11 protein-coding genes are annotated in these 14,486 nt (G+C 71.7%); 4 read left to right on the top strand and 7 right to left on the bottom strand.

Annotated elements, in window-relative coordinates:
• Positions 1 to 8 precede the first annotated feature (8 nt).
• The 3 genes from WMF26_RS44635 to WMF26_RS44645 all read left to right on the top strand — a co-directional run bounded on the left by WMF26_RS44635 (position 9) and on the right by WMF26_RS44645 (position 4,031).
• On the top strand, positions 9 to 2,486 hold the full coding sequence (locus WMF26_RS44635; RefSeq protein ID WP_437997698.1) for an AAA family ATPase: 2,478 nt from the start codon (positions 9 to 11) through the stop codon (positions 2,484 to 2,486).
• 76 nt (positions 2,487 to 2,562) lie between these two features.
• A complete protein-coding gene (locus WMF26_RS44640) occupies positions 2,563 to 3,108 on the top strand; it encodes a hypothetical protein (protein WP_437997699.1) in 546 nt (181 codons plus the stop codon).
• A 32-nt stretch (positions 3,109 to 3,140) separates the two neighbouring features.
• A complete protein-coding gene (locus WMF26_RS44645; protein ID WP_438002486.1) occupies positions 3,141 to 4,031 on the top strand; it encodes a 3-hydroxyacyl-CoA dehydrogenase family protein in 891 nt (296 codons plus the stop codon).
• 41 nt (positions 4,032 to 4,072) lie between these two features.
• Here the strand turns inward: WMF26_RS44645 and WMF26_RS44650 are convergent, their stop codons facing one another.
• The 5 genes from WMF26_RS44650 to WMF26_RS44670 form a co-directional block, all read right to left on the bottom strand.
• On the bottom strand, positions 4,073 to 5,143 hold the full coding sequence (locus tag WMF26_RS44650; RefSeq protein ID WP_437997700.1) for a hypothetical protein: 1,071 nt from the start codon (positions 5,141 to 5,143) through the stop codon (positions 4,073 to 4,075).
• Between the two features lie 30 nt (positions 5,144 to 5,173).
• The gene (locus tag WMF26_RS44655) at positions 5,174 to 6,295 is read right to left on the bottom strand and encodes a hypothetical protein (protein WP_438002487.1); all 1,122 of its coding nucleotides are present in this window, start codon (positions 6,293 to 6,295) and stop codon (positions 5,174 to 5,176) included.
• A 314-nt stretch (positions 6,296 to 6,609) separates the two neighbouring features.
• Positions 6,610 to 7,452, bottom strand: a complete 843-nt coding sequence (locus WMF26_RS44660; RefSeq protein ID WP_437997701.1) for a hypothetical protein — start codon at positions 7,450 to 7,452, stop codon at positions 6,610 to 6,612.
• Positions 7,453 to 7,664: 212 nt separating this feature from the next.
• Entirely contained in the window at positions 7,665 to 9,881 is a 2,217-nt protein-coding gene (locus WMF26_RS44665; protein ID WP_437997702.1) for a hypothetical protein, read from the bottom strand.
• Positions 9,878 to 11,290 carry a hypothetical protein gene (locus WMF26_RS44670; RefSeq protein ID WP_437997703.1) on the bottom strand — a complete coding sequence of 471 codons (1,413 nt, stop codon included), beginning with the start codon at positions 11,288 to 11,290 and terminating at the stop codon, positions 9,878 to 9,880. The genes WMF26_RS44665 and WMF26_RS44670 overlap by 4 nt, the downstream gene beginning before the upstream one ends.
• Positions 11,291 to 11,724: 434 nt before the next feature.
• On the opposite strand from WMF26_RS44670, the gene WMF26_RS44675 reads away from it, so the two are divergent.
• The gene (locus tag WMF26_RS44675; RefSeq protein ID WP_437997704.1) at positions 11,725 to 12,489 is read left to right on the top strand and encodes a hypothetical protein; all 765 of its coding nucleotides are present in this window, start codon (positions 11,725 to 11,727) and stop codon (positions 12,487 to 12,489) included.
• A 427-nt stretch (positions 12,490 to 12,916) separates the two neighbouring features.
• Here the strand turns inward: WMF26_RS44675 and WMF26_RS44680 are convergent, their stop codons facing one another.
• Complete coding sequence (locus WMF26_RS44680) at positions 12,917 to 13,567, bottom strand: tetratricopeptide repeat protein (RefSeq protein ID WP_437997705.1); 651 nt, start codon at positions 13,565 to 13,567, stop codon at positions 12,917 to 12,919.
• Between the two features lie 154 nt (positions 13,568 to 13,721).
• Positions 13,722 to 14,468, bottom strand: a complete 747-nt coding sequence (locus tag WMF26_RS44685; RefSeq protein WP_437997706.1) for a hypothetical protein — start codon at positions 14,466 to 14,468, stop codon at positions 13,722 to 13,724.
• Positions 14,469 to 14,486: the final 18 nt, after the last annotated feature.

The following is a 14,486-nucleotide window of genomic DNA, read 5'->3' on the forward strand; positions in this document are numbered from 1 at the left end:
GTTTCGACATGAACCCGCTCGTCCCGGACTTCATCCTCGAACAGGATGCCGAAGGGCAGTACGCGGGGGCGGTCGACGCGGCCGTCCTGCATGTCTCGCTCCCGGCCGTCGTGGAGCTCGCCGAGCAGATGATCGCGCGTCAGGCGCTCGATCCGGACGCGCTGCGGTCGCTCTTCGAGCCGCTCTTCGAGGCCGTGCACCAGTCGGGCGGGTTCGTCGCGGCGTTCTCGCCCGGCGGCGGGTTCACCGCGCTCTTCCCCGATCGGCCGGGGCGGAACGTCACCCGCCTCGCGCGCAGCGCGGCCCTGGCGATGCGGCGCAACCTCCTCGAGCTCGCCGCGCGGCGGGCGCTCGGCGCCGGCGGCGCGCCGATGCCGTTCAGGATCGGGCTCGCGTGGGGCTCGGTCCACTGGACGATCGTGCGGATCGCCCGGGATCGCGCCTACTCTCTGCTCTACGGCCCCGCGATCGAGGCCTGCCAGGCGACCGATCGCGGGGCGGACGACAGCGAGCTGCACCTCGATCGCAGCTTCCGCGAGCGGCTCCCCGCGGCCAGCGCCCGCGAGAGCGTGGCGGAGCTCGACGAGGCGGATCTCCTGACCGGTCCGCCCTCGCTGACGGTCACGGTGGCCCCGACGGACGCGGACGCCGAGGCGTTCCTGCCGCCGGGCGCGGGCGATCTCGCGCCGGAGGGCGAGATCCGCGAGGTGACGACGGTCGCGCTCTCGCTCGATCGGGTGGCGAGCCCGACGGAGCTCATCCAGCAGCTGCACGAGATCTCGGCGATGTTCGGCGCCACGTTCGCCGGCATGAACGTGACCGAGCGCGGCTTCGGCGCGCTGTTCTACTTCGGCGTTCCCGTCGCGCACGAGAGCGACCACGATCGCGCCCTCGACTTCGCGCTCGAGCTGAAGAGCAACGGCCTCGGCGTGCCCCGGCTCGCGGTGGGCATCACCCGCGCGCGCTGCCTGTCCGGCTTCTTCGGGGCCGGGGGCCGCCGCGAGTTCGCCTGCCTCGGCCGCGCCGTCCACCTCGCCGCGCAGATCGCGCGCAAGGCCGCGCCGTCGTCGATCTGGGCGGACGAGCGCGCGTTCCTCGCGGGCGAGGCGAGCCACCAGTGGTCGACCGAGAACATCTTCCGGTTCGACGGGTACGACCTGCCGATCCTCGTCTACTCGCTCGAGCGCCGCCGCATCGCCGTGCAGGAGGAGTTCTACGACCTCGGCCCGATCGGCCGCGAGGCCGAGCTCGAGCGGCTCACGCGCGCGCTCGAGCCCCTCTTCGCCGGGCGCTCCGCCGGGGTCGTGTACATCCTCGGCGAGGCGGGCATCGGCAAGAGCTACCTCGTGCACAGCTACCGCCACCAGCGCGCGCAGCTCATGGACATGCGCCCGCTCCTGTGGATCGAGGCCCGCTGCGACCAGACGCTGAAGACCCCGCTCTACGCGTTCGAGTTCGCGCTCAAGGAGTACCTCGGGATCTCGTCGGAGCTCGGCCAGCGCGCCAAGCAGGCGGGGCTCGATCTCGCGCTCCAGCTGCTCCTGGAGCGGCTGCCCGAGACCTGGACCGAGGTGCGGCAGGGGATCGACCGGTCGCGCGAGGCGCTCGCGCGGCTGCTCCGGCTGCGGGGCGAGGAGCCGGCGACGCCGGAGGCCGAGGCCGTGCGGCGCGAGGAGGCGCTCGCGGCGCTCTCCGCGCTGCTCGTCGCCGAGAGCTCGCTGCAGCCGGTGGTGGTGCACCTCGACGACGCGCAGTGGGCCGACCCGACCTCGCTCGAGGCCGTGCGCGCGATCACCGCCGCCTGCCGGGATCTGCCGCTCGCGGTGCTCTGCTCGGCGCGGCCCGCGGCCGCCGGCGAGGGGGCGGACGTGCGCATCCCGCTCGAGGCCGGCATCCCGTCGCAGGTCATCGAGCTCGCGCCGCTGCCCCAGGAGCGGCTGCTCGCGCTGGCGGAGCCGTTCTTCGGCGGCCCGATCCCGACGATGCTCGAGTCGCTGCTCGGCCAGACCGCCGGCGGCAACCCGTTCTTCGCGCAGGAGATCCTCGCGTACTGGCTGGAGGACGGCCGGTACGGGTCGACCCACGAGGCCGCGCGCTCGAGCCGGTTCATGCCGCCGCGGACCGTGAACAGCCTGCTCGTCGCGCGGCTCGAGCGGCTGGAGCCGCGGACGCGGCAGACGGTGATCTCCGCGGCGGTGCTCGGGCGCGAGTTCGACACCCGCGTGCTCGCCCGGATGATCCCGGACGCGTCGGTCCTCGTGGATCACCTGCGCTTCGGCGAGGCGCAGCGGATCTGGTCGCGGATGGGGGAGCACCGCTTCGAGTTCTGCACGGTGCTGATCCGCGACGCGGCGTACGGGATGCAGCCGAAGGCGGCGGCGGAGCGGCAGCACCGCCTCGCGGCCGAGGCGATCGAGGCGGTGTACGGCGACGATCTCGAGGATCAGCGCGCGGCGCTCGACAGCCACCGGCGGCTCGCGGGCTGAGCGCGGCCGGCCGCCCTTTCGGCCGGATCGTGGAACCCCCTCGACGCCGCTTGCGAAGTGCGGCAACTGTCCGCGCATGAGCACGGCCCATCAAGAGGCTCACGCGGCCGCGGCGCACGGCGTGAGCGACCACCACGGCTTCGACGGGGAGCCCGCTCGCGCGCTGCCGGCCGACGAGCCGCCCACCCCGAACTGGGTCCCTGCGCTGGGGCTCGCGGTCTTCGCGGTGGCGGGCGTCCTGTTCCTCGCGATGAGCGGCGACGGCGACGCCGCGGATCAGGCCGCGCCGGCCGCCGCGCGCCCCGCCCCGGCCGACGCCCGTCCGGCGGCCGCGCGCCCGGCGCCCGGGGCCGACGCGCGCCCGGCGGGAGCGCGCCCGGCCCCCGGGGCCGACGCGCGCCCGGCGGGGGCGCGCCCGGCGGCGCCCGGGCCTGGGCCGGCCGGGGGGGCCGTGCGCGCGGCGCCCGGGCACGAGGGGCACGACCACGCCGCGGGCGCTGCCGCGCCGGGCTCGCCGAACCTGCGCAAGCTGACGCCCCAGGAGGTGGAGGCGGTGCGCAAGCGCATCGAAGGGCGGCAGAAGGGCGCCTCGAACGCGCCGCCGCCAGCGCCGCCGAAGTGAGCGCGACGGTGGTGGACAACGCCGCCGCGCGGATGCGCACGGTGCTCGTGCTCGGCGCGGGCACGATGGGCCAGGGGATCGCGCAGGTGACCGCGGTCGCCGGCTACGTGACGCGCCTCCACGACGTCGACGCCGCGCGCGTCGGCGCGGCGATCGAGGACATCAAGCGCGCGACCGATCGCCTCGTGCAGAAGGGCAAGATGCTCAACGAGGCGCGCAGCGAGATGATCGGGATGCTCGTCGCGTCGCCGGATCTCGCGCGCGCGGCGGCGGACGCCGATCTCGTGATCGAGGCGGTGCCGGAGCAGATGGACCTCAAGGTGGAGGTGCTCGGCCGGGCGAAGGCGGCGGCGCCGGCGCGGGCGCTGCTCGCGTCGAACACGTCGAGCCTGAGCATCACGGAGCTCGGCCGCCGGCTCGGGGCGGGGGCGCGCACGATCGGCCTGCACTTCTTCAACCCGCCGCCGGTGATGGAGCTGCTCGAGGTGGTGCGGGGGCTCGAGACCGACGAGTCGACGGTGACGGCGGCGCTCTCGGTGGCGAGGCGCCTGGCCAAGGCGCCGATCGTGGTGAACGACACGCCTGGGTTCGCGACGAGCCGGCTGGGCGTGGCGCTCGGCGCCGAGGCGATGCGGATGCTGGAGTCCGGGGTGGCGTCGGCGGTGGACATCGATCGGGCGATGGAGCTCGGGTACCGGCACCCGATGGGGCCGCTGAAGCTGACGGACCTCGTGGGGCTGGACGTGCGGCTCGCGATCCTGGAGCACCTCCACCGCGAGGTGGGGGAGCAGTTCCGGCCGCCGGTGATCCTGCGGCAGATGGTGCGGGCGGGGAGGCTCGGGAAGAAGACGGGGGAGGGGTTCTACCGGTGGACGGAGGCGGGGGCCCAGCCGATCGAGGGCGGCGGCTGGCGGCGGGGGTAGAGAGGGCTTGGCGCGCGCGCGGTGCAGTTCGCGTGAGCGCTTCAGCACATCAGGCCGAGCGCGAAGAGGGCGTCGGACCAGAGCGGCCAGAGCGTGCGGTACGGGTGGGTCGCCAGCACCACGCCGCCGCTCGGCAGGCGGCGCACGCGGAAGGGTGCGTGGTCGACCAGGAACTCGAAGTGGTCGAGGGTGATCTCGACCTGCGAGAGGGGCGAGCCGTCGCCTGTCTCCATGCCCTGTCCGTCGCGCCCCCTGAACGGGAGCGTCCGCTCGTAGATCTCGCGCGCGCGCGGCTGTGCGGCGCGCCACGCGCCGTCGGGCACCTCCGCCGCGGCTTCGAGCGCCTCGAGCAAGGCGGAGGGCGGCGTCTCCAGCACCTTGAGGACGGTTTCGCGCGAGAGCGCGTTCGAATGTCCGCTCTGATGTCTCAACGCGACGCACGCCCCAGGCGGCGCGGCTTCCACCCGCGCGTGGAGCGCTTCCAGCGACATGCCTGCGGTGCGCGACACTTTGTCCTTGTCGTGGAGGCAGAGCCACGAGAGGGCGAGATCGCGCGCGATGTCGCGCGCGTCCGCGTTGTACGTCGCGCACAGGGCGATCGGCGCGAGCCAGGTCCGCGCCGTCGTGCAGCCACCGGTCGGGACGCGCCCGCTCGCGTCCGGCGCGCAGAGGCGAAGCAGGACGTCGTCGATGTCTTCCAGCACCATGTGCCACGCGAGCACGGCCTCGACCTGCACGGAGCGCGGACCCTTCCCCAGGGCGAGGTCCATGTGCATGGGGGAAAAGTCCTCGATTTCGCGGGCGTGCATGTGGATGGGGCCCATCGGCTTGAGACGTTCGCTTCTGTCGGTATAGCCGCGAAGGATGCAATGGACGAAGTGTTCGTAGCTCAGCGACGCGACGAAGTAGGCTTCGGCGTCGGTGCGCCCGAAGTGGGCGCGGAGCATGCCGACCACCTCGTCCACGGAGGTCGTGTTGCATTCCGTGTCGCGGTCCATGATCGCGCGGATGCCGTACTGGGGCTCCTTGATGAGGGCCGACAGCGCTGCGCCGAACGCATCGACCCGCTGTGCCTCGTCACACCAGGCGAAGAAAAACGGCCCTTCTCTCATCGCTCGATCCTCCTCATGGTGTAGCCTGCGTCAGGACATCAGGCCGAGCGCGAAGAGCGCGTCGGCCCAGAGCGGCCAGAGCGTGCGGTAGGGGTGCGTGGCCAGCACCACGCCGCCCCTCGGCAGGCGGCGCACGTGGAAGGGGGCGTGATGCTCGATGAATCGAGTGTGTGCGCCCGTATTCACGATCACGTTCTCGGTGGGCGCCCCCTCCTTCGCTGCCTGAATGGTCTCGAGCGCGATCGGCTCGAGCGCGCGCCACGCGTCGTCCGGCACAGCGGAGGCTTCGAGCGCTTCAAGCAGCGTGGCCGGCGGCGTGGAGAGCGCTGCAAGGACTTGCTCGCGCGCCAGCTCGGCGTCGCCCGCGAGCGCGACGCGCGTGCCGAGCGGCAGGACCTCACCGCGCGCGCGCAGCGCGTCCTCCCTCTCTGTGAGCTCGATGGACTTCCTCCAGCGCGCGCGCGGATCGGGTTCATCGCGCACGAGCAACCCTATCCTCTCCCGCTCTGCGACATGCTCCAGCGCGGCGTGCTTGCGCGCGCGCGCGACGGTGCCCGCGACCGCGATCCGCGTCCCGCGCGGCGCGGCCTCGACACGCGCTCGGAGCGCATCGAGCGAGTTTCCTGCGGCGCGCGCCACCTTGTAGCCCTCGTGGACGTGCACCCATGAGAGGGCGAGATCGCGCGCGACGAAGGAGTCCGCGTGGTATGTTGCGGCGAGCTCGATCGGTGGACCCCAGGCAGTGAGGTCTGCGCACCCGCCGGTCGTCACGTGTTCGCTCGAGCAGACACGGACCAAGAAATCGATGATGTCCTTCTGGACCAGTACCGACATCACTGCGGCTTCGACCTCGACGGAGCGGGCGCCGACAGCCACGTCGATGCTGTTTGGGAGCAGATCGTGATAATCGCCGCTCGACGCGCTCAGAGGACCGTCCGGGGACCGGCGCTCGTGCTTCTCGTCGGCGCAGCCGATGGTGAGCGGGATGCCGTGGCCGAAGCTCGTGATGGTCCAGAAGCTCGCTCCGATGCTCACATCCGTGCCGAATGCCGAGCGAGCCACTTCCACGGCCTTCTCGACGGGAAGCGCGGCGTAAGACCTATCGGGGCCGGCGAGCGGATGGATCGAGAGCCTCACGAACCACCCCGGCATGACGAGAGCGGACAGCGCAGCCGCAAGCGCGTCGACCCTGTGTTCCTCGTCGCACGCCGCATACAACCGAAGGGGCTCCTCCCTCAGCGTACGATAGCTGCTTGCGCGACTCACGACGCGATGCCCTCCGACCTGAGCGGAACGGCTACATCATTTACACCCTGCTGACGGACCATTGGTTTCCCTTCCCTTCGTCACAGAACAGGATCGGCCTCCATCGCGGCCCTCTTGCCGGCCGGACCCAGCCGTCATTCCCCGGGCTTGATCTTGACCCATAGCGTCACGGCCTCCCGAGCGTGTGGCTTGGCTTGACGTCACGACATCAGGCCGAGCACGAAGAGCGCATCGGCCCAGAGCGGCCAGAGCGTGCGGTACGGGTGCGTGGCCAGCAGCACACCGCCGCCCGGGAGCCGGCGGACGTGGAACGGGGCGTGCTCTTCCAGGAAGCGGGTGTGCTCGCGCGTCGTGACGTCCACCCAGAATGCGGGTGGGACCTCCCCCGCGGCTTCGTCGTCGAGCTGGTGGCGTAGCTCCATGAGCTCGCGCGCCTTCGGCTCGGCCGCACGCCACGTGTCGTCGGGCACCGCCGCGGCCTCGAGCGCTTCGAGCAGCGTGGCCGGCGGCGTCGCGAGCGCCTTGAGGACGGTGTCGCGCGATAGCGAGACCGTGAGCCCGCTCGTGCCTTTCATGTGCACGCACGCGCCACGCGGCGCGGCTTCCACATGCGCATGGAGCGCCGAGAGCGGCGTACCCGCGATGCGCGAGACGCTCTCCTTGCGATGGAGGCTCACCCACGAAAGGGCGAGATCGCGCGCGAGCTCCGCGGCGTTCGCGTTGTAGGTCGCGGACATCGCGACCGGGGCGATCCAGTCCTCCTCGCCCGTGCAGGCGCCGGTCGGCACGCGCCCGCTCGCGTCCGGCGCGCAGAGGCGGAGCAGGAGATCCTCGACGTCACCCTGGACCATGTGGTAGGCGGCCGCGGCCTCGGCCTCCACGGACCGGGGGCCCCTGCCTACGGGGATCTCGTATGGGTAGAAATCCCACTTGCGTTCGCCCGCCTTCACCTGGAGGGGGCCGTAAGGATGGTCATCTTCGCTGTCTTCGGGGTAGCAAGCGAGGCTGAACACCATGACGCGCTCCGATTCGCGCAGCCTCACGCCGGATCCTAGGTGAGCGCTCTTCTGTCCTCCGAAGTTCGCGCGAACCGTGGCAAGGACGTCGTCGATGGATCGTGTCCTGCACGTTATGGTCGCGCTCATACCCAGGCTGATGAGATCCCCCGGAATCATCAGCGCAGACAATGCTGCCGCGAACGCATCGACCCGTTCGGACTCGTCGCACCAGGCGAAGAATCGAGGTCCTGAGTAGCTCATAGCCGGATCACCATGATGGGCATATTGAAGCCATCGAGGGTAAGGAGCTTGCCAGCGTCCGAATCGAACAGGTAGCCGTCCTTGACGATGAACTTCTTCGGCTCGAACTTCGCCCCCTGCTCCATGATGAGCTCGACCCGCTGCACGTCGCCAGCGAGCCCCCACTTGTCCTTCAGCGCCCTCATCGCATTCAAGAGCTGATCGCGCACGTCAAAGGCGTCGATCTTTCCGCCGCCCTTCGCCTCGCTCAGGATGAGCTTGTGACCGCTGGACACCGACAGGAAGTCGGGCGCCTTCCCCTCGATGGTACCCGTCCGTGACTCCCTCGGAATGTCGAGCACCCTGCGCACCCCGTCGTCGCCGACCCCGACGAGCGATCGACCATCGTCCACAAGGAACTTGGCCGCCTTCTTCTCGAAGATGTCCACCTTGAGCTTGGTGATCGCCCCGCGGAGATTTTTGTACCCCCGGACGCGGTTCGTTTTCACGATCTTGGCGAAAAACTCCTCTATCTCGGCGATCTCCCCGGCCACCCGGATCGCGGCCGGTCGCAGGCCGCTGCTCGTCTTGACCGCACGCCACATCGGCCCGACCGCCCCGAGCCCGAACCCCACCCCCGAGAAGATCCGCTCCTCGTCGCTGAGCTCTCGCCCGGCCGGCAGGCACCACTCCTTCCCCGTCACCGCCTCGCACAGGTCGAGCGCCGGCCCGACCACCGGCACGAACCCCACCCCGATGCGCGTCGTCGCATGCACGAGCGTCTGCATCACTCCCGCGTACGCCTCGACCCCCTCGCCGACCGTCGACATCGCCCCCGCGAACGCGCTGATCGTCTGGTAGAGCTGCGTCTGCTCCAGATTGAGCGCCTCCCCGGTCCACAGGTTCAGGCTGTCCTTCATCTGGTCCGCCAGCGCATCGAACCGCGGCTTGAGCACCGTGTCCACCACCGCGCGCAGGTCCGCCGGCACCGGCGTGTCCACGAACCAGTCCGACGCATCCATGAACCGCCGCACGTACGCCGTGATCCGGTTCTGCGCCTTCAGGAACGCGTTCGTCTCCGAAAGCGACACGCCCATCCGGTCGCGCAGCGCGATCTCCAGCGCCGCGCTGTTCTCTCGCCACGCCCGCACGTTCGCCACGAAGTCCGCCCGCGCGACCACGACCCCGCCGCTCACGTCGGCCTCCAGCGCCGCGATCACCGCGTCCGCGTACCCCGCATAAGGATCCCTCCCCTCCTCGAACGCCCCGTCCACGTCCGCGATGTCCGGCACCTCGACCCACGGCACCTCGCTCTCCCCGAGCGCGTAGTTCCACGGGTCGTCCGGGTCCCACCCCTCGGCATGCGCGTCCTGCGTCGCGAGGTCCGCGACCTCATCGGCCTGCGCGCCGAACTCGTCGAGCAGCCGCGCGAGCTCGCTCTCCAGGTCGCTGACGCTCTTCTTCAGGTCGTCGACGAGCTGCTCCATCGCCGCCCGCGTCTCCGCGTCGACCACGTCCTCGTACCGGTCGAGGATCGCGTCGAGGTCGGTCCGCGAGATCTCGTCCAGCGGCCGGCTCACCAGGTCGTGCAGCTCCGTGTCGAGCTGCCGCAAGAGGTCCATCCGCGCCCGGAGGTCCGCGACCCTCGCGGCGTTGCGGAGGAGCTCCGTCATCAGCCGGGCGATCCTGACCTCCAGCTCCGCGATGTCGCGCGCGAGGTCCGGGTTGATCTCCGAAAGGCTCAGGTCGACCTCGGTACTTCCCTCGAACCCGATCCCATCGCGGCGGATGTCGAAGAGCGGTTTGTTCAGCCCGAGCGGCTCCGAGACGAGGTGCACCACCTCGTGCGCGTGGGTACACCAGTCGTTGCCGTTGACGGTGTGGACCCCGAAGTGGAACTCGTTTCTGCCCATGAGGAGCAGCACCGAGTCGAACTCCGCCTCGAGCGTGTTGCTCCGCGAGCCGTCGCCGTGGATCTGCAGCGCGCCCGGCACCCCGTAGGTCGGCAGCGGCGTCCGGTTCACCTCGAAGATGGCATCGCCCTCGGTCTCGAGCTCGGTAGAACCGCACGAATCGGCATCACCGTAGCTCCTCCAGAGCACGGTGTACGGCGTGCGGGTGCGCGCCCACGCAGGCGACGGCGCCAGCACCGCCAGCGCCGTCATCAGCGCGATGAGCTTCTGGAACACCGCGGCGCAGGAGCCGCGCCGCGCGACGTCCTTCGAGCCTCTCATGTCCCCTCCGCGCCGCGCACGGCGGCGTCATACGCGATCGCGGCGCCCTTCACGTCGCCCGCATCGAGCCTCGCCTGCGCCGCGTCGAGCGCCACCGAGGCCATCCCCTTCTCCCGCAGCGCCGCGAGGCCCGCTGCGATCTTCCGCGGCAGGCCCGTCCTGAGCTCCGCCTCCGCGGCGTCGAACCGCCCTCGCAGCGCCGCGCACCCGGCCTCGCGCCACGACGCCCCTGCCGCCTCGCAGAGCGGCCGCATCTGCACGAGCGCCAAGAGCACCCCGCACCGCTCGGCGAGCAGCGGCAGCCCCAGCTTCTCGCTCACCGGCGGCGCCGCCGACAGCGCCTCCACCCGCGCGCGCGCCCCCTCACCGAACACCTCCGACGCCCTCTCCATCCGCGACCGCACGATCGCCTCGCGCGCCCCCTCGTCAGCCTGCAGCACGTGGAGCACCTGCCGCCGCAGCGCGATGCCGCCGATCAGCGCCGTCGCCGTCGCATCGCTCCGGGCGACCCGCCGCTGCGCGTAGCCCAGCATCGCGCTCAGCGAGCGCAGCGCCCCCGAGGTCATGTCCGGCACGACCGCGCCGTGCGTCGCGAGCACCTCCTTGTGCGGCGCGATCGCCTCCTCGAACGAGACCGCGAGCGCCCGGAGCTCCGCCGACAGCGTCATGATCTCCGCGGCGAGCTCGTTCGGCGCCCGGCTCGCCTCGCGCGCCGCCGCGAGCACCGCCTGCTCCGCGCCGTCGAGGCCGTCGATGCCCGACCGCGACGCCTGCTCCGAGAGCGCCGCGTACGCCGCCGTCTCCGCCGCCTCGGTCGCCCGGTATGCGGCGAACCGCGCCGCGACGCCCGCGTACCTGGATTGCAGCGGCGCGGCGTCGCTCCGGGCCTGGTCGAAGATCGCCTGCACGACCGCCATCGCCTGCTTGTCGGCCGCGAGCGCGGCGACAAGCGGCTCCTCCTCGGCGCTCGCCTTGCCGGTCATCGCCTGCCGGAAGTTGTCGGCCGCGCGGACCGGCTCCTCCTTCAAGATCGCCTCCTGGCGCAGCCTGGAATTCAAGAGCAGCCCGAGGAGCCTGCCGTGCAGGGTCGCCCGGAGCGACTCGGCGTTCTTCTCCTCGTCGCGCACGTAGGCCACCGCTCGATCGATGTTGTCAAACCAGGCCCGGAGCGCCGCCGCGTCCGTGGCGGGCTCGTCGAGCATCGCGCCGCTCGGCTCGACCGCCCACATCTGGATCGGCAGCTCGCCGTCCGCCTCGACCTCGCGCCACGCGCTGCCCGGGCCCTCGCTCGCGTCCACGCAGTGCTCGACCACACTGGTGTTCGATTGCGCGCAGAACCGGCCGGGCGCGTGCTCCTCGCGCTCCCACAAGCACCCGGCCCCCACCGCGCCGAGCGCCACGGCGGTCACGAGGATTGCCTTCGGTCGCCTCGTGTTCCTTCTCATTTTCATTCCCTCCCCCTGCAACTTTTCTCAATGGCGCACGCTCGCCCGCAGGCCCACCGGATGCAAGCGTCCATACGGGGGCAGTAGGACATTGCTCAGCCGAGCAAGAACGCTCCGGGACGTCATCGCTCCGTCCTTGGTAGAGAGGCACCGGTGCGCTGGACCGGAGGGAGCACGGGAACGCGCACGCGCACGCGCACGAAGAGGAGCACGGGAGACGGGAGACGGGAGACGAGAGACGGATCCTATGCCAGCCCCCGAACACGGGCCTCGTCGACGCAGCAAGAACCCGACGGCAGCGCGAGCGACAAAGCTCTTTTCAACTGCCCCGATTCCCATTGTATCTTCCCGTTTCATTGCCGCCGTCCGGCTTTGCCGGCCGGCAGGGAGGAATCGACATGGACTATTCGAATGAGGTCCTCGAGGCCACGCCCGAGCGCGTCACCAAGTTCCTGTTGGGGATTGGCGCCGTCGCCGCGATTCGCACGTTGATGGCCGAGGCGGGGATGACCGATGACGACATCGTGGAGGGCCGCACGCTCCTCCTCGACGTCCTCGCCGCGCCCCGCAGGGCCGGCGCGGCGCCCGATACCGCGGATGCCAGGGCGCAGCGCGCCGCGACGGCGGAGCTCGATCAGTGGGACGAGCCCAATTATGCCCGTTATGGCGCCGCGCTCCGCCGGCGTTTCCCCGACGTGCACGATTACGTGTTCAAGGACCTCGCGCCCTCCACCGGCGCTGCCGCCGTCCGGGGAGTGGCCACCTTCCTCGCGCGGCTCGACGCCCTCGAGAGCGGCGCCGACCCGGGTCGCGCCGGGACCAAGCAGAGCGACAAGAAGGCGGTCGCGTTCCTCGGCCCCCGCGGCCTCGACAAGGCAGAACGCAAGCGCCTCCAGGGGCTCGTCGACGTCGCGCTCGGCCCGACATCGCCTCTGCCCGAGCAAACCGAGCTCCCGGAGACCGCGCGCAGGCGCGAGGCGCTCGTCAAACTGCGCGGCTGGTTCGACGAGTGGTCGACCACGGCGCGCGCGGTCGTCAAGAAGCGGGGGTACCTCATCCGCCTCGGCCTCGCGAACCGCAAGGCCCCCCAGCGCAAAGCCCCCGCCGAGCCCGCCGAGCCCGCCGACCCGCTCGACGACGCCGACGCGACCGATCTGGAGTAATCTGGCACACCAACAAGCGCTTCCGGCGCGCGTCCGAGACCTTCCGACGCGCTCCGGAAGCTTCCGTCGCCGAAATGAAGCCCTTCGGCGCGCTCCGGAGCACGACATTTCGCGTACTTAGGAGCGCCGGCCCTGCTCCCGACGCCTTCCGGCGTCCGCCGGAGGTCGAATCTCCGGCGAATATCGCGTCCCGCCCCGCGCCGGAAGCTTCCGGCACGCGTCGGAAGCATTCGTCCCCGCGTCGGAAGCCCTCGTCCCCGCGACGGACGCCTTCTTCCCCGCGACGGAAGCCTTCTTCCCCGCGGCGGACACCAGTTGATTGAGATCTCTTGGCGCCTTGGCGTCCTTGGCGGTTCCCCAAGCACCGCGCTCCCCCGCGGAAGCGCATCCCACGGACGCCGCGCGCCGCGGCGGACGCGCGAACCGGTTACCGGTTCCGCGTGTCCTTCTTGGCGTTCTCTTCGGCCTCTTTCTGGCGCTCGGCCTCGCGCTGGACGATGCGCTCCTTGACCGTGGCGTAGTCCTTCTCGTCCTTCACCCGCCGATCGATCTGCTTCTGCCGCTCGGTCGCCGTCGCCGGGTAACCGCCCGCCTTGGGGTTGCTGGTCAGGTACGCGGCGTAGGCGCCCCACGCCTCCCGCGCCGCCTGCCAGTTCTTCTGGCGCTCGCGGAGATCCGCGAGGCAGAAGAGCACCTTCGCCTGGAGCTCCTCCGAGCCCTTCTTGCCGAGCGCCGTCGTCCAGGCCGTCTCGGCCTCCGCCGCATTGCCCGACTCGAGCATCGCCTCGCCGAGCCGGTAGAAGCCGAGCATCTTCGAGGGATCCTGCTTGATCGCCTCCTGGAACGCCGCGATCGCGCCGGGGATGTCGCGCGCCACGAACGACGCGTTGCCCTTCAGGATCTGCTCCGTGTAGGGGCTGATGCCGGTGTGCCCGCTGGGATCCTTGCGCGGCGGAGCGGCAGCGGCCGGCGCCGCCTCCGGCGCCGCAGGCGGCGTCTGCTGGGCGGCCGCGGGCGAAGCAGAGACGACGACAGCGAGAGCAAGCGACGCGATGACGGCAAGCGAGCGGTCCTGCATGCCCGCCAAGGTACCGCAGCCGCGGCCCGAAGGGGAAACCTTGCTGCACCACGAGCGACGGTCCCCGCCGCCCGGAGCAAGGCGCGCGATGGCGCCCGACCCAGCACGCCGCCGGACCTCGGACCGGCATGCGCGACCCCGATGGCCCGGCAGGCTACCGCCGCGGAGCCCTGAACGGGTCCGGCGGCTGCCCAGCATCCGGGCGCCCCGCGTCCACCGGCGGCCACCCGCCATCCGGCACCCCCGCGTCCGTCGGCGGCCACCCGCCGTCCGGGCGCCCCGCGTCCACCGGCGGCCACCCGCCATCCGGCGGCCCCGCATCCGTCGGCGGCCACCCGCCATCCGGTCGGCCCGCATCCACCGGCGGCCACCCGCCATCCGGTCGGCCCGCGTCCGCCGGCGGCCTCCCGCCGTCCGCCGGCAGGCCGCCGTCGACCGCCGCCGCGCCCTGCGCGCTCAGCGACACGAGCCGGCCGTCCGGATCCGGCGGCCAGAGGAAGCGCTCCTCCGCGCCCGTCTTCCGGTCGACGAGCTTGGCCCAGCTCGCGCGCGGGTTGTCCGCCATCTGCACGCGAAGCCGCGCCGTCACCCCCTCGTCGAACGCCGGCCGGCGATAGAGGATGTTCGTGGACCGCTCGGGCGCGTCGCCCGTGAGCGGCACGTCGAACCGGACCCGATCGAGCAGCTCCTGGCCGACGTACAGCTCGAGCGCGAACCGGCCCATCACCCGCGCCGTCGCCGCCGGCCGGTCGAGCGTCACCGGACGGACACGCGCGACCGACCCCCTCCCCTTCGCGTACTGCACCTCGAAGACCCACTGCTTCGCGCTGGGCCGCACGGCAGGGTCGGGCGCATACCCGGCGCGGGGCGGCGGAGCCTCGGGCTCCGCCAGGGCGATCACGCCGGCAGCAGCCAACGC

It is taken from the genome of Sorangium sp. So ce185 (assembly GCF_051526825.1).
In the GTDB taxonomy this organism is placed as follows: domain Bacteria; phylum Myxococcota_A; class Polyangia; order Polyangiales; family Polyangiaceae; genus Sorangium; species Sorangium cellulosum_D.

Bases quoted from the DNA above. Each gene is read 5' to 3' on its own strand.
- WMF26_RS44650 (WP_437997700.1), bottom strand. From the start codon at position 5,143: ATGAGAGAAGGGCCGTTTTTCTTCGCCTGGTGTGACGAGGCACAGCGG.
- WMF26_RS44645 (WP_438002486.1), top strand. From the start codon at position 3,141: ATGCGCACGGTGCTCGTGCTCGGCGCGGGCACGATGGGCCAGGGGATC.
- WMF26_RS44680 (WP_437997705.1), bottom strand. From the start codon at position 13,567: ATGCAGGACCGCTCGCTTGCCGTCATCGCGTCGCTTGCTCTCGCTGTC.
- WMF26_RS44655 (WP_438002487.1), bottom strand. From the start codon at position 6,295: ATGCCGGGGTGGTTCGTGAGGCTCTCGATCCATCCGCTCGCCGGCCCC.
- WMF26_RS44665 (WP_437997702.1), bottom strand. From the start codon at position 9,881: ATGAGAGGCTCGAAGGACGTCGCGCGGCGCGGCTCCTGCGCCGCGGTG.
- WMF26_RS44675 (WP_437997704.1), top strand. From the start codon at position 11,725: ATGGACTATTCGAATGAGGTCCTCGAGGCCACGCCCGAGCGCGTCACC.
- WMF26_RS44640 (WP_437997699.1), top strand. From the start codon at position 2,563: ATGAGCACGGCCCATCAAGAGGCTCACGCGGCCGCGGCGCACGGCGTG.
- WMF26_RS44635 (WP_437997698.1), top strand. From the start codon at position 9: ATGAACCCGCTCGTCCCGGACTTCATCCTCGAACAGGATGCCGAAGGG.